A 19,157-nucleotide genomic window follows, 5' to 3' on the forward strand; every position below is an offset into this window, starting at 1 on the left:
GTGTTTTAAGGGAGTTTTATTGTGATTTAAAATTCGTTTAGAACAGTTTAACAGTAAGACCATAGAAATCGGAGCTGATATTATAAATTTCAACCTTAAGTACCAATACGTTTACTTGCTTTTGTCTGAACCGTTACAATCGGTTTGCTCATCTGGCATTTTACCACAGAAATTACAAGCATCTCCACTTTTGTTTAAAAAGGGACTTTGGCTTGCACAGGTACCAGCGAATTTACCTTCTTTCTTTCCCCAAATTTTTATAGCAATTCCTGCAACGGCTAATCCTAAAAGTATAATTGTGATCAATAGTAATTTCATAGATTAAATTTAATGAAAGTTGAGGTCATCTTTAAGGAATTAGAAATTTATCTCTAATTTTTAACAAATCCTTTATTTTACTACTTGTAAATATTGACTTCACTCTCAAGGTGGATATTAAATTTCTTTTCTACTTCTTTTTGAACCAGTTTAGAAACTGCATGGATATCTTTTCCACTTGCTTCCCCATAATTTACCAATACCAAGGCTTGCTTTTTATGAACTCCAGCATCTCCTTTTCGGTAACCTTTAAGACCAACATTTTCTATAAGCCAACCTGCAGGGATTTTAATGGATTTAGCATCTATTTTATAATGAGGTAAATTTGGAAATTCACTCTGGATTTTATTGAAAGCTTTTTCATTAACGATAGGGTTTTTAAAGAAACTCCCACTATTTCCTATCTCTTTCGGATCTGGTAACTTTGATTGGCGAATGGACACAACAGCCTTAGAAACATCTTTTATGCTTGGGTGAGTGATACTTTGGGACTCAAGCTCGGTTTTTAATGAACTATAATCTAATTTAAGATGATGGTTGTTTTTAGTTAATTTAAAAATTACACTTGTGATGATAAATTGATTTTTAAGCTTTGTCTTGAATATTGAATTCCTATAGTCAAATTTACAGTCTTCTGTGTTGAATCTTTTTTTTGCTAAAGTCTGTCTATTTACAGCTTCACAATAAGACATTACATCTTTTAGTTCGACTCCATAAGCTCCGATGTTTTGAACAGGAGAAGTCCCAACATTTCCTGGGATAAGTGAAAGGTTTTCAAGGCCACCATAATCCTTTTCAAGACAATAGGTGACAAAGTCATGCCAGTCTTCACCTGCTGCCGCTTTTACTAAAACATGAGAGTCTGTTTCCTCTATAACTTCAATACCTTTTAAATTAATATGGAGAACAGTCTCTTTAATATCTTTGGTCAATAGCATGTTACTTCCGCCACCTAAGACAAACAATTCTGAAGCATAAAATCGTTTTAATATTCCAATCAATTCATCTTCGCGTTTTACGGAGATGAATTGATGAGCCTTTATATCTACCCCGAAGGTATTATAGGGCTTTAAAGAAATATTTTTTTTCAATTTCATTTATCTTTTTGCGTAGGCTTGTAAGGCCATTTTTAAAATGGCTACTGCTTTAAGTAAGTTTTGTTTTTCAATAACATAAGCAATTCTAATTTGATTCATTCCCGTGTGGGGAGTTGAGTAGAAGCCAGCTGCTGGAGCTACCATAACGGTTTCACCGTTCAAATCAAACTCAGACAACATCCACTTAGCAAAATCTTCACTATCTTCTACGGGTAGTTCTGCAACACAGTAAAAAGCCCCCTTAGGTTTAGCGACTTTCACCCCTTTAATATCCTCCAGAGCTTTGATAAGGGTATCTCGTCTGCTTTTATATTCTTCATTGACTTCAATAAAGTAATCTTTCTTGGTGTCTAGGGCGGCTTCACTGGCAATTTGAGCAAAGGTAGGAGGACTTAGTCTGGCCTGAGCAAACTTCAGAGCTGTAGCTATTAACTCTTTATTTTTAGAAACCATACATCCTATTCTAGCTCCACACATACTATAACGCTTAGAGACAGAATCCACCATAATTGCATGATTCTTTAACTCTGGCAAACTCATAATAGAATGGTGTTCTTCACCATCGTAGACAAACTCTCTGTAAACTTCGTCGGCTACTATAAAAAGATCATGTTTTATAGCAAGATCTGCAAGCTTTTGAATCTCATCTTTTGTATATAAATATCCTGTAGGATTTCCTGGATTACAAATAACTATAGCTTTTGTTTTTTCTGTAATCTGCTTTTCAAATTCGCTTATTGAAGGTAAGGCAAAATTATCTTCAAATTTGGACTCTACTGGTTTTACAACAACACCAGAGGCTACTGCAAAGCCATTATAATTTGCATAAAAAGGCTCAGGTATTATAACTTCGTCCCCAGTGTCTGTGATGCTTCCCATAGTAAAAAGAAGTGCTTCAGACCCTCCTGTAGTGACGATAAGGTCATCAGCTTCAATATCAATACCATTCTCTACATAATACTTGGCCAACTTCTTTTTGTAAGAATCAAATCCCGATGAGGGGCTGTAAGACAAAATATCAAGGTTATTATTCTTGACAGCATCCAAGGCTGCTTTTGGAGTTGAAATGTCTGGTTGTCCAATATTTAGGAAAAATATTTTTTTTCCTTCCTCTATTGCTCTATCTGCAAAAGGAGCTAACTTACGTATTGGAGATTGAGGCATGTTAAGCCCCTTAGAAGATATTTTAGGCATAGTGTAATTTTTGTGTAAATGTCGTAATTTTAATTAGTAATTGCAAGATTCACAATCTTCAAATCCATGTGAAAAGTCTTAAATACTAATTAAAATTAAAGCTGATATTTTATTGTATTTTAAATGTTTTGTATTTTAAAACTATGAAGAAAAATACTTGGTTTTGGAGTCTTGTTTTCTGCAGTTTATTTTATCACCACTATTGCTTTTCTCAAAATCAATTCAAATTTAAAGATGAAGAAGTTAGAGCCGTGAATTTAAAGTTCAATTCAGTTAACAATCTCATCATTTTATCAGCTTTACTAAATGGAAAACCAGTTAACTTTTTACTGGATACGGGTGTCAATAAAACCAAAGTCTTTGGTCAAGTTAAAGATTCTTTATCTTTAGTAGAGGCAGAATATATTTCGTTAAGGAGCTTAGGAAGTTCAGAGCCAGTAAAAGCATTTAGAACGACAAATAATATCATAGACTTTGGACCCATACGCGGAGAAAAACAGGAAGTTTACTTTATTACGGACCCTAGATTCGATCTTTCTAGTAAACTGGGTATAAATGTTCAAGGTATAATAGGGTATGAATTTCTAAAAGATTTTATTTTAAGATTAAATTATAATCGAAATAAACTTCGTCTGTATCAACACGATAAATTCAATAGAAAACTCAATGATTTTGATAAAATTAATTTTAGGTTTATAAGAAAAAAGCCTCACATTAAAATTCCAGTAGAATTTAAAGATGGTACAGCAAAAGAATTAGTTTTCTTAATTGATGCTGGTTCTAGTGATGCTTTTTGGATTTTTGAAAATAAAGATGTTGTTGCTCCTAAGAATTCATTTTTTGATTACATAGGCTATGGGTTAGAAACTGTGATTGAAGGGATGAGGTCTAAAGCTAAGTCAGTTCAATTAGGAGGCTACAAATTGAAAGAACCTAGGACAGCCTATTTAGACTCGGTCTCAGCTGAATTGTTTACCGTAGATCGTTATAAAGATGGTATTTTGGGTGCTGAAGTTTTAAGACGATTTGTAACTTTTTTTGACTATAAAAATCAAAATTTATATTTAAAGTCGAATAGGAGTTTCAATGATAATTTTAATTATGATAGGAGTGGATTATTTCTTCAGTATACAGGAGAAGAAATTAATACCATCAAAACGCCTATTCGAGTTAAGATATATGATAAAGAAAAGTCAGTTTATACCACAACAAATTCAGCAAAACAATTTAGTATTAGATTACAAATTTCTAAAATTCTTAACGTTGCTAATATAAGACCCAACTCTCCATCTTCAGAAATTGATATTCAAATAGGGGATAGGATCTTGAAAATGAACGGTAGATTAATCACTTCTTTAGGTCTTGATAAAATTAATCAGTTGCTTAGTGGTGATGAGGGAGACCGTATTAAGATGATTTTGAAAAGGGGAGATGTGATCTTAAAAAGAACCATCATTTTAAGATCCCAGCTCAACTGAACAGATTTTACTCAGAGACTTTTCCAATAAGTTTTAAAGTAATCGTATGTTCTTTTTGAGATGTAAATACACTTACTGTTCTTCGGATAGGACCCTTGCAGCTAGTGTCGTAAGAAATTAAAATTTCACCTCTCTCTTTTGGGGCATAAGTTCTTAAACTAGAAGAGTCGATTTTGATACAATGGCTTTTGCCATGTATTTTTAAAATTTCAATGGTAGAATTTGAGCTATTCTTAAACTTAAATACTGCTTTTGCCTTGGTTTGTGAATCTATAATTCCAAAATCATAAGTTGATGTTTCGAAGTTCAAACCTTCAGGGTTTTGTCCAAACGTTATAAAATGAAGCCATAGAAAACAGAGGAATGTAAAGTTTTTCATAGAGTAAATATAGTCAAGAATTTTAAAACTTAAAATTCTTCGGATAATTTAAATCTTAATTCTTTTAGTTTGTGGACTTATCAGTAATTTTACAACTTCAAATATTCAGTCAACATGTCAAGTACACTTAAGTATAATTCTAAAGAAGCAGAGCAAAAATGGTATTCCTATTGGGAAAAGCATAATTTTTTTCACTCTGAGGTGGATGAGAGAGAAGCTTATTCCATAGTTATTCCTCCACCAAATGTGACGGGAGTTTTACACATGGGTCACATGCTTAATATTACTATCCAAGATGTTCTGGTAAGAAGAGCTAGATTATTGGGTAAAAATGCCTGTTGGGTGCCAGGAACGGATCATGCATCTATTGCTACTGAAGCTAAAGTGGTTGCTAAGCTAAAAGCAGATGGAATTTCTAAAGCGGACATGAGTCGAGAGGATTTTTTAAAACACGCCTGGGAATGGACCGATGACTACGGCGGTAGAATTTTGAATCAACTAAAAAAGCTAGGAGCCTCTTGTGATTGGGAGCGCACCAAATTTACATTAGACAATGACATGTACGAGTCGGTTGTGCAGTCCTTTATAGACCTTCATAATAAAGGCCTGGTCTATCGAGGCTACCGCATGGTAAATTGGGATCCAGAAGCTAAGACCACCTTGTCTGATGAAGAAGTGATTTATGAAGAAAAACAAGGTAAACTTTACTTCGTGTCCTATCAACTAGAAGATTCTGAAGAAAAATTGACCATAGCAACCACAAGGCCAGAAACTATTTTCGGGGATTCTGCTATTTGTATTAATCCCAATGATACTAGATTTTCTCATCTTAAAGGTAAAAAGGCCATTGTTCCAATCGTGGGAAGACATATTCCAATTATTGAAGACGACTACGTGGATATTGAGTTTGGGACGGGTTGTCTTAAAGTGACTCCGGCACATGACGAAAATGACAAAGTATTAGGGGAAAAACACAACCTAGAGGTCTACGATATTTTCAATGAGGATGCTACCTTAAATAGTTTCGGACTAGATTATGAAGGTCAAGATCGCTTTGTAGCAAGGACAAACTTTGTGAAAGCACTAGAAAAACATGGTTCTTTGCTTAAAACCGAAAATTATACCAACAAAGTGGGGACCTCGGAAAGAACAAAAGCCGTGATAGAGCCAAGGTTATCAGATCAGTGGTTTTTGAAGATGAAAGATCTTGCAAAACCTGCGATTACTGCTGTATTGGAGTCAGATGAAATTCACCTTCACCCCAAGAAGTTTGAAAACACATACCGACACTGGATGGAAAATATTCGTGATTGGAATATTTCGAGACAGCTTTGGTGGGGACATCAAATTCCAGCTTATTATTTTGGGGATGGTGAAAATGACTATGTAGTTGCAAAGACAAAAGAAGACGCTTTACACTTAGCAAAAGAAAAGTCAGGAAAATTATTATCACTATCAGATTTAACCCAAGATAGTGATGTTCTGGATACTTGGTTTTCTTCTTGGTTATGGCCTATAAGCGTATTCGATGGGATAAGAAATCCAGAGAATAAAGAATTCCAATACTATTATCCAACCAACGACTTGGTGACTGGTCCAGATATTTTATTTTTCTGGGTAGCCCGTATGATTATGGCAGGATATGAGTATACGGGTCAGAAGCCTTTTGAAAATGTCTATCTCACAGGCTTAGTAAGAGATAAGCAAAGGAAAAAAATGTCTAAATCTTTAGGGAATTCTCCAGATGCCTTAAAACTGATTGAGAACTATAGCGCAGATGGCGTAAGAGTAGGCTTGCTATTGAGTAATGCTGCTGGAAATGATCTTTTGTTTGATGAAGCCTTATGCCAACAGGGTAAAGGCTTTAGCAATAAAATTTGGAATGCTTTTAAATTGATTACTTCTTGGGAAGTAAGCGAAACTATTGAGCAGCCAGAATCTTCTAGAATTGCAATACAATGGTATGAAGCTGTATTTCAAGATAAATTACGTGAGCTAGAAGATCATTATTCAAAATATAGAATTTCTAATGCCTTGATGACGAGTTATAAACTGGTTTGGGATGATTTCTGTTCTTGGTTTTTAGAAATTATAAAGCCAGGTTACGAACAGCCTGTTGATCAAAAAACACTAGAATCTGCTATTGCCTTATTTGAAGATAATCTCAAAATATTACATCCCTTTATGCCATTTATAACAGAAGAAATATGGCATCAAATTACTAAAAGAGAACCCTCAGAGGCTTTGACTGTATCCTTATGGCCAGAGCAAAGGAAATATAATTCGTCTATTATTTCTGAATTTGCTTTTACTGCTGAAGTGATTTCAGGGATAAGAACTATACGTAAAGAAAAAAATATAGCTTTCAAAAATGTAATTGACTTTCTGATTATCAATAACGAGTTAGCATCAAAAGCCTTCGATCCTGTTATTACAAAAATGGGTAATCTCCAAAACCTTACTTACGTAGATTCAGCAATTGATGGTAGTCTAACCTTTAGAGTTAAATCTAACGAGTACTTTATTCCTGTAGAAGGGGCTATTGATATAGAAGCAGAGAAAGTAAAGTTAAAAGAAGAACTTCAGTACTACAAAGGTTTCTTGATATCTGTGGATAAAAAGTTAGCCAATGAGAGGTTTGTTAACAATGCTCCTGAACAAGTGGTTAATCTCGAGAAGCAAAAGAAAGCGGATGCTCTAGCTCAAATTCAAACGATTACAGCGAGCTTAGAAAGTTTATAGTTTTTAAGTAGAATGATACTCAATAAGAAAGGTCAATTTTAATTAAAAATTGACCTTTCTTATTGAGTATCAAATTCGTCTCCGAGCTGAAGTTGAGCTAGTCGGATATACTTTAATTTGGATTCTTGTTGAGAAAATGTTTTCACTTGAAACATAGCATTTGCTTTAAAAGCATTGACTAGTTCTTCCCCATTAATTGGGCTTTGAGTGACTTTTAAATCGGATTCGTTTTTAGCATGTTTATAATAGGCATAAAAATACAAAAGAACATCTTGAGGGAATTTTTTATCAGTTTCACTTACCCTTTGATAAGCATGTTCAAAAAGATTTTCAACCTCTTGCTCTGTAAGTTTTTTTAAATCCATCTTACTTGGCTTTTAAAATGATAGATTCCCCACCTTTCACATTTTCGTTGATAGATACAGAGATTTCCGAATCTACAGGTAGAAATAAATCAACTCTTGATCCAAATTTTATAAATCCAGAATCCTCTCCCTGAACTGCTATTTTGTCTTCCTTAGCATAGTTTACAATTCGTCTTGCTACAGCACCCGCTATTTGTCTAAATAAAATATTTCCAAAATTTTGTGTCTCAACAACAACAGTGGTCCTCTCGTTTTCTTCACTAGACTTTGGATGCCAAGCGACAAAAAATTTACCTGGGTGATATTTTGTGTATAAAATTTTACCACCAATGGGATATCTGGTTACGTGGACATTTAATGGAGACATAAATATAGATACCTGTAAGCGCTCTTCATTTACAAATTCTGGCTCAAATACTTTTTCTATAGCGACAACTTTACCATCGACTGGAGATAAGATATTTTTTTTATTCTTTTTAACATGCCGCTTTGGGTTTCTGAAAAACTGTGCAACAAGAATGAACATGACAAGTGTGGCCAAGAAAATTGTGGTCACAATCCACTGTTTATTTATAAGCAGATTTGACAGAAGATTAATAATAATCAATCCAATCAAACTCGAAACTAAAATTTTATAACCTTCTTTATGAAACATAATCAACGAATAAAATAAAAATAAAAACAAAAGTACTCGAAAAAAGCATGCTATCCATCCTATCAAATATACCGCCGTGACCCGGCATTATTTTTCCACTATCCTTTACATCAGCTTTTCTTTTAAATTTGGATTGAACCAAATCTCCAAGTGTTCCAAAAACGCTTACAATCAGCGCTAAAATAATCCAAGCCCACAAAGGCAACATGTCTATATAGTTAAATATTAAGTAGCTCATAGCGACTGTGAAAACTGCTCCTCCAATAAAACCTTCAATTGTTTTCTTTGGTGAAATTCTTTCGAATAACTTATGTTTTCCAAAGTTTTTACCCACAAGATAGGCGAAAGAATCGTTCGTCCATATCAGTACAAAAGTTCCTATGAGGACGTATTCATAATTTTCTTTATAAACGGGAATCATGGTTAAAAAAATAATAGAGGGGACGATATAAAACAAAGTAAGCAAATGCTTTTTCCCATCAAAAATAGGAATATCATTAAATGTATACAAATCTTTTAAAAGGAATAATTTTACAACCAAGGTCATAGCCAAATAGGCAATTAGAACCGGTAAGTAGGTTTCTGTAAAGTTGAAGTAATACAAAAGAACTACTAGAGAAAAGTACGACATTATATTTTTAAATTGCAAAAGGGTTTGAAATTCTCTTAAACAAATAAGACCCACCACTGTAAAAAATACAAGGAGTAGATAATGACTTAAAAAGGCAGTAGATACAATTATGATAATATACAAAGCACCAGTGATGCTTCTTTTGAGAATTTCAGACATTTGCTATAGATCTTCTAAAAGGAGCAAATATAAATTTTTTGGAGTACTTCCATAGGTCATAAAATCAGAATCTTTCTTTTCTTCAAAAGTTTTAATAGTTGTGATGTTAGTAGGCAGTATTTTATTGTGTTTTTTATTAATTTTTTGGAGTCCTTCGCCTATGGTTTTAATCATCTGACTAGTTTTAGCGATTATGATAAAATTAAGAGGAAGATCTGCTAATCTTTTATCTCCCATTTGGCAAGAACTAACTAGAATTGCTCCTGTATTTGAAATTAGAAATTCACAGTCAGACAAAAATACACAAGCACTTAAGTTTTTGTTGAATTTTAATTTTGTGTGTTCAAAAATTTTTGGGATTTCCAGATTGCTGCAATAAGCTTCACATTTTTCCCAGTGATTTTCTTTTAAGATTTCAAAAAAATTGAGCCTCAATTCATTTTCGTCTTCACAGTACAAAAACTTACCACCATTTTTTTTAAAATTTATCATGAACTCTTCATCAACTGGCATTTCAGGCTTAGGCATAAATTTGCCTATCTCATTTCCATACTCGTCGGTATCTTCTTTTGTCTCGAGGCCTAAAAGGCGTTTTATGAAGTTTATAAAAATCACATAAATTTTATTCAAATGTACATTTTAATTAATGTAAAAAAAGCCTGATTTTCGACAAAGTCCAAATCAGGCTTTTTTTATAAATTTATAAAGGTTCTTAAGTGTTTATTTAATTGCTTTTCACTTTATCATCCTTTTTAGAATCATCGTTATTGTCTTCGTCAGCTTTATCTTCTGATTCTTGCTTAGCTTTTTCTTCTGAAGCCTTTTGATCTGCTTCTCTATCGTCCGATTTCTTTTTTTGTCTTTCGGTATTATCAATCATTTCTGGCTTGACAAAAGGCCTCTCCCCAAAGATTTTTACTAAATCGTCTTTAAATATAACTTCTTTTTCTAACAATAAATCTGCAAGTTGGGTCAATTGATCTTTGTGTTTCTCTAAAAGATCAATTGCTCTTAGATATTGTTCTTCTATAATTCTAGAAATTTCTTCGTCAATTAATTCTGAAGTTTTATCACTATAAGGTTTTGTGAAATTGTAATCTGATTGTTCTGAAGAATCGTAATAGGTTAAATTTCCTATCTTTTCACTCAGACCATAAACAGTTACCATCGCTTTAGCCTGCTTGGTCACTTTTTCTAAATCACTTAAAGCTCCAGTCGATATTTTATTAAAAATTACTTTTTCAGCGGCACGACCACCCATTGTAGCACACATTTCATCCAATATTTGCTCTGTACGTACAATTTGTCTTTCTTCTGGAAGATACCAAGCTGCACCAAGAGATCGACCACGTGGTACAATAGTAACTTTTACCAAAGGGGATGCGTATTCCAACATCCAACTTACCGTGGCATGTCCAGCTTCATGAAAAGCAATGGCTTTCTTTTCATCTTTGGACATGATTTTATTTTTCTTTTCCAGTCCGCCCACAATTCTATCTACAGCATCAAGGAAATCTTGTTTTCCAACAGCTTTACTGTTATTTCTTGCGGCAATTAATGCAGCTTCATTACATAAATTAGCAATATCGGCTCCAGAGAATCCAGGAGTTTGCTTTGCTAAAAACATAGTGTCAAGCTCATTTTCTGCCTTTTTGAGTGGCTTTAAATGCACTTCAAATATTTCTTCTCTCTCTTTAACATCTGGAAGGTCTACATAAATCTGTCTATCAAAACGACCTGCTCTCATTAAAGCTTTATCTAAAACATCTGCACGGTTTGTGGCTGCAATGACAATAACATTTGTATTGGTACCAAAACCATCCATTTCAGTTAAGAGTTGATTCAAGGTGTTTTCACGTTCATCATTTGAACCTGACATACCTCCTTTACCTCTAGAACGACCAATGGCATCAATTTCGTCTATAAAAATAATCGAAGGCGATTTTTCTTTAGCTTGTTTGAAAAGATCTCTTACTCTTGAGGCTCCAACACCGACGAACATTTCGACAAAATCAGATCCTGATAAAGAGAAAAATGGAACACCTGCTTCACCTGCAACAGCTTTGGCAAGTAGTGTTTTACCAGTTCCAGGAGGACCTACTAACAAGGCTCCTTTAGGTATTTTACCACCAAGATTAGTGTACTTATCAGGGTGTTTTAGAAAATCTACAATTTCTTGTACTTCATCTTTAGCACCTTCTAGTCCAGCGACGTCTTTAAAAGATGTCTTTACATCTTTCTTTTCATCGAAAAGTTTTGCCTTGGATTTACCAATATTAAAGATTTGACCACCAGGGCCACCTCCGCCACCTTTGCTCATGCGTTTCATGATAAAAATCCAAATACCGACTATTAAAATAATAGGAAGTAAACCTATAAGAATCTCACTGAAATAATTAGAACGTGTTTCATAATAAACACTGGTGTTTATATTTTGATCTTTTTTAATTTTTTCAATGGCATTTTCAAAGTTTTGTAAATCACCAAATTCAAAATTATAATCTGGGTTGCCGGAAGAGGCGAAAACTGGATCTTCGCCAGTTCCTTTATGTTTGGGTTTAGCTTTTGCTTCTGTGGTTAAAAAGACTTCTGCAATTCTAGAATTTTTGACAATATTTATTTTTTCAACATCGCCGTCTCTAAGAAAAGTCTCAAATTGAGCCAAACTAGTTTTATCGGGTTCACTAAAACCGCTTCCTCCAAAAAATTGAACTCCCAAGAAAATGACAATAATGCCGATATAAATCCAATATGAATTGAACTTGGGTTTCTTCGATTCTTTATTTGTTGATTTCTTTTGTGTTGCTTTTTTAGCCATTTTCTCGCTCTCTTATTTAGTAATTAGATTGTACAGATGTTATTTTCGCATCTCCCCATAAGCTTTCTATGTCGTAATATTCTCTAATTTGCTTCTGGAAAACATGAACAACGACATTCACATAATCCATCAATACCCACTGGGAATTTTCGAGTCCTTCAACGTGCCATGGTTTGTCGTGCAATGCTTTGCTCACCGCTTTTCTTACAGAACTTTCAATAGCATTTACTTGTGTGTTGGAATTACCAGAGCAAACTATGAAATAATCACAAACCGTATTTTCAAGTTCTCTCAAATCTATAATTTGTATATCATCTCCTTTAACTTCTTCTATACCTTGTATAATATTTGTAATAAGTTGGTCTAAGTTTTCTTTTTTCGTACCCATTAAAATTCCTTGATTTTTAACGCAAAAATAGGTTTTTAATCCCTTTTTTTGCCACAGTTAACAAAAGATTATTCGATATATAAGCTCTCAATGAAACTAGTCAAAGTTGATGCCACAAGTTCAACAAATAGTTATTTAAAGGACTACGTAAAATTGAATTCTATAAAAGCACCCTGTTGTTTGGTGGCAGACAACCAAATTTCTGGTAGAGGACAACGGGGAACAGCTTGGCAAAGTCAGGCGGGAAAGAACTTAACTTTCAGTGTCTACCTTCCTGGTTTAGAGGATATACACAAACAAACGTTTAAGCTTAGTGCATTGGTTGCTTTAGCGCTTGTAAAGACTCTAGAAAAGTATAATACTCCTAAGTTATCAATAAAATGGCCTAACGACATCCTGTCACGTCAGTTTAAAATAGGAGGGATATTGATAGAAAATATGTTTAACCAAAACCGAGCTGGAGCTAGCGTCATCGGTATCGGTCTCAATGTTAATCAAGATGAGTTTCCAGGACTGCCTAAAGCGTCTTCTTTGAAATCTATCACCCGAAGCGCTTTCGATTTGGAGATCCTTCTGAAAGATTTGCTTGTTGAAATTGAAAATATCCCTATAAAGTTTAATACTTCTAGTTATCATGATGTATTGGAGTTGTATTATTCTCATCTTTTCAAATATAATAAAGTTGGTATGTATCAATATCCAGACGGGAGTCTTATACAAGGATTACTTAGGGGTGTAGATAATTACGGTCGGTTGATTGTTGAATTTGAGGAGGATAGAATAGATTCCTTTGATATAAAAGAAATTCAAATTAAATATTAAAAATTATTAATTTATAGAAGGTAGGAAAGTTTGAATTATATATATTTGCGATTCGAAAATTTATGTCAACTGTAAATAATTAATCATTGTATGTTAGTAGTTAAAGTTAAAGATGGTGAGAAAATTGAAAGAGCATTAAAGCGTCTTAAGCGAAAGTTTAGAGATACTAAAGTTCTTCAAACTCTACGTGATAAGAAACAATTCACGAAAAAATCTGTTGAAAAAAGACAAAATATGAAAAAAGCTCAATATATCCAAACTCTGAGAGAGAAGGATAATATGTAGTATTTTTTACATGGATATATAAACCCTGTGATTTATAATCACAGGGTATTCTTGTTTAAGATAATATTTCAAAATCCACAACATAGCCTTCACTATTTCGAACATTGAAGACTACATCGTTTTCAAAAATCAAATACTGGCCCTTTATTCCTTTCAGTTTTCCTTTAAAAGAATTATTCTTTTCTAAGTTTAAGCTTTTTAATTTTTTTGGATATTCAATAACAGGGAAATTCATAGAAAATTCTTGTGCGTCTTTAAGATAAAACTCTTTGGTTTCATCGGGTATAAATTCTTTGAGCTTATCGCGTTCTTCTGCTAAGTTTTTGTCTTCGATTTCATTTTTTAACATGGTTCGCCAATTGGTTTTATCAGCGACATGTTTTTTTAGGGCTACCTCAGTTATGCCAGCTAGATATCGATTTGGAGTTTCAAGGATAACAATCGCTTTATGAGCGCCTTGATCTATCCAACGCGTCGGAATTTGACTTTTTCGAGTGACTCCTACCTTTACGTTACTGGAATTAGCTAAATAAACAATATGAGGTTTCAATTGTACTTTTTTCTCGTAGTCCAAATCTCTATCCTCTTCCCCTAAATGAGCTTTGCTTAATTCTGGACGCATAATCCAATCTCCTGCACTAGGAATTTCTTGAAAACAGTCATAACAAAAACCTTGTCTGAATATTTTTTTATTTTTTCCGCAGTTTAAACACTGATATTCTACAAAATAAATCGCTACTTCCTTATCTAGTAATTGATTGATGTGAACAATATCATTTTCAAATTCTAGAAAATAATCGACTTCTTCATTATTCTCAGTTTTCATTTTTCTTAAGACTCCTCTATATTGCATTTTTTATTAAGTTTGATGAATTGTTAACCGTTAACTAAGTTAAGAGTTAAGAATTCAGAATTTAAATATATTCATTGTATGGCCATACCGATTGTAAATTCTATAGCTTCTTGGATTTTGAAAAAGCGCATTCATCATATGGAATTGTTTAAAAAACATCCTAATGAAGTCCAAAACGAATTACTTATGGATTTGGTTTATAAGGCCCAAAATACGGAATTTGGAAAAAAATATAGGTTTCATGGCATAAAAAATTATGATACTTTTAAAGAGAGGCTTCCTATTCAAGTTTATGAAGACTTAGAGCCTACTTTTGAGCGTAGCAGACGTGGTGAAAGTAATCTTATTTGGCCAACACCTATTACAATGTTTGCCAAATCTAGTGGGACTACCAGTGCCAAAAGCAAATTTATACCTGTGAGCCAAGAGTCTCTGGAAGACTGCCATTATGCCGCAAGCAAAGACTTGCTTTGTATTTATCTCAATAATAATCCCGATTCCAAACTATTTACAGGTAAAAGCCTGAGACTTGGTGGAAGTAAAGAAATTTACCAAAGCAATGGAACTTCCTATGGAGATCTTTCTGCTTTGCTTATTTATAATATGCCTTTTTGGGCAAGTTTCAGCAGTACTCCAGGCAGTGGTGTTTCTTTGATGAGCGATTGGGAAACAAAAATGCAAGCTATAGTGGACGAAACTATAAAAGAGCGAGTGACAAGTCTTGCTGGTGTCCCTTCTTGGATGTTAGTGCTAATGAACGATGTGCTCAAAACAACTGGGAAATCTTTTATTGATGAAGTGTGGCCAGATCTTGAAGTTTATTTTCATGGAGGTGTAAGTTTTGAACCCTATAGAAATCAATATGACAAACTTATTAAAAGCTCTAAAATGAAGTATTATGAAATCTACAATGCTTCAGAAGGCTTTTTTGCCGCTCAAGACTTAAATGATTCCAATGACTTGCTTTTGATGTTGGATTATGGGATTTTCTTTGAATTCATTCCCATGTCTACTCACGGCACTCCTCATGAAAAAGTAATTCCTTTAAGTGAAGTGGAACTGAATGAAAATTATGCATTAGTGATTACAACCAACGCAGGATTATGGCGTTACAAAATTGGAGATACAATCCGGTTTACGTGTTTGGATCCATTTAGAATTAGAGTCACAGGGAGGACCAAACATCACATTAATGTCTTTGGTGAAGAGCTTATTATTGAAAACGCAGAGGCTGCCATTAAGAAAACAGCTTGCGAATTTGATTGCGAGGTTATAGAATATACAGCGGCTCCTATATTTATGGAAGGTAAAAAGAAAGGGGCGCATGAATGGATTATTGAATTTAAGAAACCCCCTTGCAGTGTAAACGATTTCAGAAAATGTTTAGATCAAAATCTACAAGACATCAACAGTGACTATGAAGCTAAGCGCTATAATAATATGACTTTAGATCTATTGACGCTTCATGAAGCTAGACCTAAGCTATTCCAGCATTGGTTAAAGCAAAATAATAAATTGGGAGGCCAGCATAAAATTCCGAGATTATCCAACGATCGGCAATACCTAGAGGAATTGTTGTCTCTAAACAGAAATTGAACTTACCTTTGATTTTTAAAAATCTTTAAACATGATCAATACTAAAAGACAAGCTATTTATACAGCTTTTATTATTATTGGAGCAGGTCTTCTTATCTTCGATCTTATCGATACGGATGATAATGTATTTATAAAAATAGGAGGCTTGGTTATTCTCATGGTGGGTTTATATAATTCGACCAAGCAGTGGGCAAAAGACAACCCTAAAGATAATGAAGAATCTTCTGAAGATGAGCAATAAAAATTTTAGGATAGGAGATAGTGTAGAACTTCTCGACGATAACGTGTCTGGTATTGTTATAAAAGTAGAGGACCATGAAGTTACTTTTGAAACCTCTGATGGCTTCGAAATGAAAGTTCCATTTTCTTTAGTGATAAAAATCGAAGGCGATTTGGACATCGATATGGGAGATGACAGTTTAATTCAAAAACTGAATGCTGATCTCAACCGAAAACCCAAACAACCCTCTCAAAAGCCTAAAAGACAACAGTCGGCGATGGAAGTAGATCTTCATATTCATAACTTGGTCGATAGATCTGGACAGCTTTCCAATTTTGAAATGCTAAATATTCAACTGGAACACACTCGAAAGAAAATCGAATTTGCTATCGAAAAGAGAATTAAACGCATTGTTTTTATTCATGGCGTTGGGCAGGGTGTTTTAAAAGCAGAATTATACACTCTTTTTAGACGGTATGACCAAGTTGAATTTTACGATGCAGATTATCAAAAATACGGTTTAGGAGCTACTGAAATTTTTATTTATAATCAATAAAATTTGAATAATTCAGGTTTAAAAATTCATAGACTCGACAGGTAAATAAGATTTAATCTTAAATTTGCAAAAAAAGTAAGTTATGGAAAATGGAATATATGCTCATTTTAATACGAGCAAAGGTAAAATTATAGTTCAGTTGACCTTTGAAAAAACTCCCGGCACCGTCGGGAACTTTATAGGTCTAGCAGAAGGTAAACTAAAAAATACGGCGAAAGACTTAGGAACACCTTATTATAACGATTTGCAATTCCATAGAGTCATAGAGAACTTTATGGTACAAGGTGGAGATCCAAAGGGTAATGGCACTGGAGGTCCAGGTTATCAATTTGATGATGAAATTCATCCCGAATTAAAACACGACCGAGCTGGAGTTTTGTCTATGGCAAACGCAGGTCCTGGAACCAACGGGAGTCAGTTTTTTATTACTCATGGCCCTACGGGTTGGTTAGATGGTAAACATACCGTTTTTGGCTATGTGCTAGAAGGGCAAGATGTCGTGGATAGCATAGAGATGAAGGATGCTTTAAACTCTGTAGAAATAGAACGCGTTGGTGATAAAGCCAAAGCTTTTGATGCTGTAGAAAGTTTTGAAAATTTTAAGAATTCAAAAAATGTAAAAGAAGCTAAGCAAAGCGCCGAGCATGAAGATCAATTAGAAACTATTTCAAAGGGATTTCAAAAGACTAAAAGCGGTTTGCGTTACCAAATCATCAATGAAGGAAGTGGGCCACACCCTAAAAAGGGTCAAAACATAAGTGTTCATTACAAAGGAAGCTTGGTCAATGGTGATGTATTTGATTCTTCTTACAAGAGAAAAGAGCCAATTGAGTTTCCCGTAGGAGCCGGGCATGTTATCGAAGGATGGGATGAAGGTTTATTGTTGCTGAAAGAAGGGACGAAAGCTCAATTCGTAATACCACCAAACTTAGCCTACGGTGACCAGGAAGTAGGGGGAGTTATTCCAGCTAATTCTATCTTGATTTTTGACTTGGAATTGATGAAGGTTAAATCTTAATAAGAGATACTCATAAACTAAAAACCCCTTTTGAATTGAGATTCAAAAGGGGTTTTTTATTAGCAGTCACTCATATTTACTTGTATAGCCAATCCACCTTCCGAGGTTTCTTTGTATTTGGAGGTCATATCTTGAGCGGTCTCCCACATGGTTGCAATGACTTTGTCCATAGGAACTTTAGCCTTTGAAGCATCAGATTCCATGGCGATTTCTGCAGCGTTGATCGCTTTTATGGCTCCCATAGCATTGCGTTCTATACATGGGATTTGAACAAGTCCTGCAATAGGATCGCAGGTCATCCCCAAGTGGTGTTCCATAGCTATTTCACTAGCCATTAGAACTTGTTCTGGAGATCCGCCCATCAACTCTGTAAGGGCTCCAGCTGCCATAGAGGAAGACACACCAATTTCTGCTTGACAACCACCCATAGCCGCAGAAATAGTGGCTCCTTTTTTAAATAAACTTCCTATTTCGCCTGCAACAAGCATAAAGCGTTTAAGGTCTTCAAAAGTAGCCTCGTGGTTTTCGATAACCATATAATACATCATAACGGCAGGCATTGTTCCAGAACTACCGTTGGTAGGTGCTGTCACAACCCTTCCCAAAGAAGCATTAACTTCGTTTACAGAAATGGCAAAGCAACTTACCCATTGCAGGATTTGCCTAAATTTGACTTCTTTAGTTCGAATAGTCTCTAACCATTCTTGTGGAGTGCTGTACGTTTCAAACTTATCTGCTAGTAAATTCTTGTTCATTTTAGCAGCTCTTCTATTTACATTTAGTCCTCCAGGCAAAGTGCCTTCAGTATGACAACCTATGTACATCGATTCCAGCATGGTTTCCCATATCTTCTGAAGACCAGAGTCTATTTCGAGTTCACTTCTCAAAGACTTTTCATTTTCTAGAACAATTTCAGAAATGATTTTTTTCTCAGCCTTGCAATGTTCTATAAGCTTTAAAGCAGAGTCTATCTGAAAGGGGAATTTTTTAAGTTCTTCGTTCTTTTGTTTTGCATTTTCTCTATCTTCCTTTACAACAAAGCCACCACCAATCGAGTAAAACGTGGATTCAACAGTTTTACCATTTTTTAAAGTTCCTAAGTATGTAATTCCATTAGGATGAAATTCTTTAAATGATTTTAAGAACACTATATCGTTATCGAAATCGAAGTTGATAAAGCGTGTTTTGTTGAAATTTAAATTTCCATCCTTCCTAACTCTGTCAATTTCAACATCTATCAGGTTGATATCCATAGTTACAGGATCATGACCACAAAGGCCAAGTGTGGCAGCAATATCTGTAGCATGCCCCTTGCCAGTTAAGGACAGAGAACCATATAACTGAATTTCTATTTTCTCAATTTCATCTATAAGCCCATCCTTTTTCAATTCATCTATCCATCGTTGAGAAGCACGCCAAGGTCCAAGTGTATGAGAACTTGAGGGGCCAATGCCTATTTTCAACATATCAAAAACGCTAATACATTCAATTTTCTTCATTTCTTTTAAGCTTTGTTTATCGATCTACAAATATTCAAGTTTTTTTCGAGATTAAATTCATAATTCTTCAAAATGTGTAGAAAG

General features: G+C 34.4%; 20 protein-coding genes. 8 read left to right on the forward strand and 12 right to left on the reverse strand.

Features of this window, described 5'->3' with window-relative positions:
• Positions 1-111: 111 nt before the first annotated feature.
• From CXF67_RS07545 to CXF67_RS07555, 3 genes are all read right to left on the reverse strand, one after another.
• On the reverse strand, positions 112-318 hold the full coding sequence (locus tag CXF67_RS07545; protein WP_102088198.1) for a membrane or secreted protein: 207 nt from the start codon (positions 316-318) through the stop codon (positions 112-114).
• An 80-nt stretch (positions 319-398) separates the two neighbouring features.
• Positions 399-1,415, reverse strand: coding sequence for a UDP-N-acetylmuramate dehydrogenase (murB, locus tag CXF67_RS07550; RefSeq protein WP_102088199.1), 1,017 nt, complete (start codon positions 1,413-1,415; stop codon positions 399-401).
• Positions 1,416-2,609: a pyridoxal phosphate-dependent aminotransferase gene (locus CXF67_RS07555; protein ID WP_102088200.1), complete on the reverse strand. Its 1,194-nt coding sequence runs from the start codon at positions 2,607-2,609 to the stop codon at positions 1,416-1,418.
• A gap of 143 nt (positions 2,610-2,752) precedes the next feature.
• On the opposite strand from CXF67_RS07555, the gene CXF67_RS07560 reads away from it, so the two are divergent.
• The gene (locus tag CXF67_RS07560) at positions 2,753-4,087 is read left to right on the forward strand and encodes an aspartyl protease family protein (RefSeq protein ID WP_102088201.1); all 1,335 of its coding nucleotides are present in this window, start codon (positions 2,753-2,755) and stop codon (positions 4,085-4,087) included.
• A 7-nt stretch (positions 4,088-4,094) separates the two neighbouring features.
• On the opposite strand, the gene CXF67_RS07565 is transcribed toward CXF67_RS07560, so the two are convergent.
• Positions 4,095-4,466 (reverse strand): DUF1573 domain-containing protein, encoded by a 372-nt coding sequence (locus CXF67_RS07565; protein WP_102088202.1) that lies wholly within the window; start codon positions 4,464-4,466, stop codon positions 4,095-4,097.
• A gap of 114 nt (positions 4,467-4,580) precedes the next feature.
• Between CXF67_RS07565 and CXF67_RS07570 the strand changes: the two genes are divergently transcribed.
• Positions 4,581-7,208, forward strand: a complete 2,628-nt coding sequence (locus CXF67_RS07570; protein WP_102088203.1) for a valine--tRNA ligase — start codon at positions 4,581-4,583, stop codon at positions 7,206-7,208.
• 59 nt (positions 7,209-7,267) lie between these two features.
• Here the strand turns inward: CXF67_RS07570 and CXF67_RS07575 are convergent, their stop codons facing one another.
• The 6 genes from CXF67_RS07575 to rsfS all read right to left on the reverse strand — a co-directional run bounded on the left by CXF67_RS07575 (position 7,268) and on the right by rsfS (position 12,224).
• A complete protein-coding gene (locus tag CXF67_RS07575) occupies positions 7,268-7,573 on the reverse strand; it encodes an acyl-CoA-binding protein (protein ID WP_102088204.1) in 306 nt (101 codons plus the stop codon).
• 1 nt (position 7,574) lies between these two features.
• A complete protein-coding gene (locus CXF67_RS07580; RefSeq protein ID WP_102088205.1) occupies positions 7,575-8,228 on the reverse strand; it encodes a phosphatidylserine decarboxylase family protein in 654 nt (217 codons plus the stop codon).
• A complete protein-coding gene (locus CXF67_RS07585) occupies positions 8,218-9,018 on the reverse strand; it encodes a phosphatidate cytidylyltransferase (protein ID WP_102088206.1) in 801 nt (266 codons plus the stop codon). The genes CXF67_RS07580 and CXF67_RS07585 overlap by 11 nt, the downstream gene beginning before the upstream one ends.
• A gap of 3 nt (positions 9,019-9,021) precedes the next feature.
• Positions 9,022-9,648 carry a lactate utilization protein gene (locus CXF67_RS07590; RefSeq protein WP_257984623.1) on the reverse strand — a complete coding sequence of 209 codons (627 nt, stop codon included), beginning with the start codon at positions 9,646-9,648 and terminating at the stop codon, positions 9,022-9,024.
• A 94-nt stretch (positions 9,649-9,742) separates the two neighbouring features.
• Complete coding sequence (gene ftsH, locus CXF67_RS07595) at positions 9,743-11,836, reverse strand: ATP-dependent zinc metalloprotease FtsH (RefSeq protein WP_102088207.1); 2,094 nt, start codon at positions 11,834-11,836, stop codon at positions 9,743-9,745.
• A 16-nt stretch (positions 11,837-11,852) separates the two neighbouring features.
• Positions 11,853-12,224, reverse strand: a complete 372-nt coding sequence (rsfS, locus tag CXF67_RS07600) for a ribosome silencing factor (RefSeq protein WP_102088208.1) — start codon at positions 12,222-12,224, stop codon at positions 11,853-11,855.
• Between the two features lie 90 nt (positions 12,225-12,314).
• On the opposite strand from rsfS, the gene CXF67_RS07605 reads away from it, so the two are divergent.
• Positions 12,315-13,046, forward strand: coding sequence for a biotin--[acetyl-CoA-carboxylase] ligase (locus CXF67_RS07605; RefSeq protein WP_102088209.1), 732 nt, complete (start codon positions 12,315-12,317; stop codon positions 13,044-13,046).
• 90 nt (positions 13,047-13,136) lie between these two features.
• Positions 13,137-13,331 (forward strand): 30S ribosomal protein S21, encoded by a 195-nt coding sequence (gene rpsU / locus CXF67_RS07610; RefSeq protein WP_015023026.1) that lies wholly within the window; start codon positions 13,137-13,139, stop codon positions 13,329-13,331.
• Positions 13,332-13,386: 55 nt separating this feature from the next.
• Here the strand turns inward: rpsU and CXF67_RS07615 are convergent, their stop codons facing one another.
• Entirely contained in the window at positions 13,387-14,184 is a 798-nt protein-coding gene (locus tag CXF67_RS07615; RefSeq protein WP_102088210.1) for a DUF2797 domain-containing protein, read from the reverse strand.
• Between the two features lie 78 nt (positions 14,185-14,262).
• Here CXF67_RS07615 and CXF67_RS07620 point away from each other — a divergent pair, with 78 nt between their 5' ends.
• The 4 genes from CXF67_RS07620 to CXF67_RS07635 all read left to right on the forward strand — a co-directional run bounded on the left by CXF67_RS07620 (position 14,263) and on the right by CXF67_RS07635 (position 17,574).
• On the forward strand, positions 14,263-15,780 hold the full coding sequence (locus tag CXF67_RS07620; protein ID WP_102088211.1) for a GH3 auxin-responsive promoter family protein: 1,518 nt from the start codon (positions 14,263-14,265) through the stop codon (positions 15,778-15,780).
• A gap of 31 nt (positions 15,781-15,811) precedes the next feature.
• Positions 15,812-16,021, forward strand: coding sequence for a hypothetical protein (locus tag CXF67_RS07625; protein WP_102088212.1), 210 nt, complete (start codon positions 15,812-15,814; stop codon positions 16,019-16,021).
• A complete protein-coding gene (locus CXF67_RS07630; protein ID WP_102088213.1) occupies positions 16,011-16,556 on the forward strand; it encodes a Smr/MutS family protein in 546 nt (181 codons plus the stop codon). Before CXF67_RS07625 ends, CXF67_RS07630 begins: the two co-directional genes overlap by 11 nt.
• A gap of 82 nt (positions 16,557-16,638) precedes the next feature.
• Positions 16,639-17,574, forward strand: a complete 936-nt coding sequence (locus CXF67_RS07635; protein WP_102088214.1) for a peptidylprolyl isomerase — start codon at positions 16,639-16,641, stop codon at positions 17,572-17,574.
• A 59-nt stretch (positions 17,575-17,633) separates the two neighbouring features.
• Here the strand turns inward: CXF67_RS07635 and CXF67_RS07640 are convergent, their stop codons facing one another.
• Positions 17,634-19,073 (reverse strand): L-serine ammonia-lyase, encoded by a 1,440-nt coding sequence (locus CXF67_RS07640; RefSeq protein WP_102088215.1) that lies wholly within the window; start codon positions 19,071-19,073, stop codon positions 17,634-17,636.
• Positions 19,074-19,157: the final 84 nt, after the last annotated feature.

Origin of the sequence: Psychroflexus sp. MES1-P1E, from assembly GCF_002836055.1 — a bacterium.
Classification (GTDB): Bacteria; Bacteroidota; Bacteroidia; order Flavobacteriales; family Flavobacteriaceae; genus Psychroflexus.

Coding starts and splice junctions, on each gene's coding strand:
- CXF67_RS07580 (WP_102088205.1), bottom strand. CDS start 8,228: ATGTTTCATAAAGAAGGTTATAAAATTTTAGTTTCGAGTTTGATTGGA.
- CXF67_RS07560 (WP_102088201.1), top strand. CDS start 2,753: ATGAAGAAAAATACTTGGTTTTGGAGTCTTGTTTTCTGCAGTTTATTT.
- murB (WP_102088199.1), bottom strand. CDS start 1,415: ATGAAATTGAAAAAAAATATTTCTTTAAAGCCCTATAATACCTTCGGG.
- CXF67_RS07545 (WP_102088198.1), bottom strand. CDS start 318: ATGAAATTACTATTGATCACAATTATACTTTTAGGATTAGCCGTTGCA.
- CXF67_RS07575 (WP_102088204.1), bottom strand. CDS start 7,573: ATGGATTTAAAAAAACTTACAGAGCAAGAGGTTGAAAATCTTTTTGAA.
- CXF67_RS07630 (WP_102088213.1), top strand. CDS start 16,011: ATGAGCAATAAAAATTTTAGGATAGGAGATAGTGTAGAACTTCTCGAC.
- CXF67_RS07585 (WP_102088206.1), bottom strand. CDS start 9,018: ATGTCTGAAATTCTCAAAAGAAGCATCACTGGTGCTTTGTATATTATC.
- CXF67_RS07615 (WP_102088210.1), bottom strand. CDS start 14,184: ATGCAATATAGAGGAGTCTTAAGAAAAATGAAAACTGAGAATAATGAA.
- CXF67_RS07555 (WP_102088200.1), bottom strand. CDS start 2,609: ATGCCTAAAATATCTTCTAAGGGGCTTAACATGCCTCAATCTCCAATA.
- ftsH (WP_102088207.1), bottom strand. CDS start 11,836: ATGGCTAAAAAAGCAACACAAAAGAAATCAACAAATAAAGAATCGAAG.
- CXF67_RS07625 (WP_102088212.1), top strand. CDS start 15,812: ATGATCAATACTAAAAGACAAGCTATTTATACAGCTTTTATTATTATT.
- CXF67_RS07565 (WP_102088202.1), bottom strand. CDS start 4,466: ATGAAAAACTTTACATTCCTCTGTTTTCTATGGCTTCATTTTATAACG.
- CXF67_RS07570 (WP_102088203.1), top strand. CDS start 4,581: ATGTCAAGTACACTTAAGTATAATTCTAAAGAAGCAGAGCAAAAATGG.
- CXF67_RS07640 (WP_102088215.1), bottom strand. CDS start 19,073: ATGAAGAAAATTGAATGTATTAGCGTTTTTGATATGTTGAAAATAGGC.
- CXF67_RS07620 (WP_102088211.1), top strand. CDS start 14,263: ATGGCCATACCGATTGTAAATTCTATAGCTTCTTGGATTTTGAAAAAG.
- rsfS (WP_102088208.1), bottom strand. CDS start 12,224: ATGGGTACGAAAAAAGAAAACTTAGACCAACTTATTACAAATATTATA.
- CXF67_RS07605 (WP_102088209.1), top strand. CDS start 12,315: ATGAAACTAGTCAAAGTTGATGCCACAAGTTCAACAAATAGTTATTTA.
- rpsU (WP_015023026.1), top strand. CDS start 13,137: ATGTTAGTAGTTAAAGTTAAAGATGGTGAGAAAATTGAAAGAGCATTA.
- CXF67_RS07635 (WP_102088214.1), top strand. CDS start 16,639: ATGGAAAATGGAATATATGCTCATTTTAATACGAGCAAAGGTAAAATT.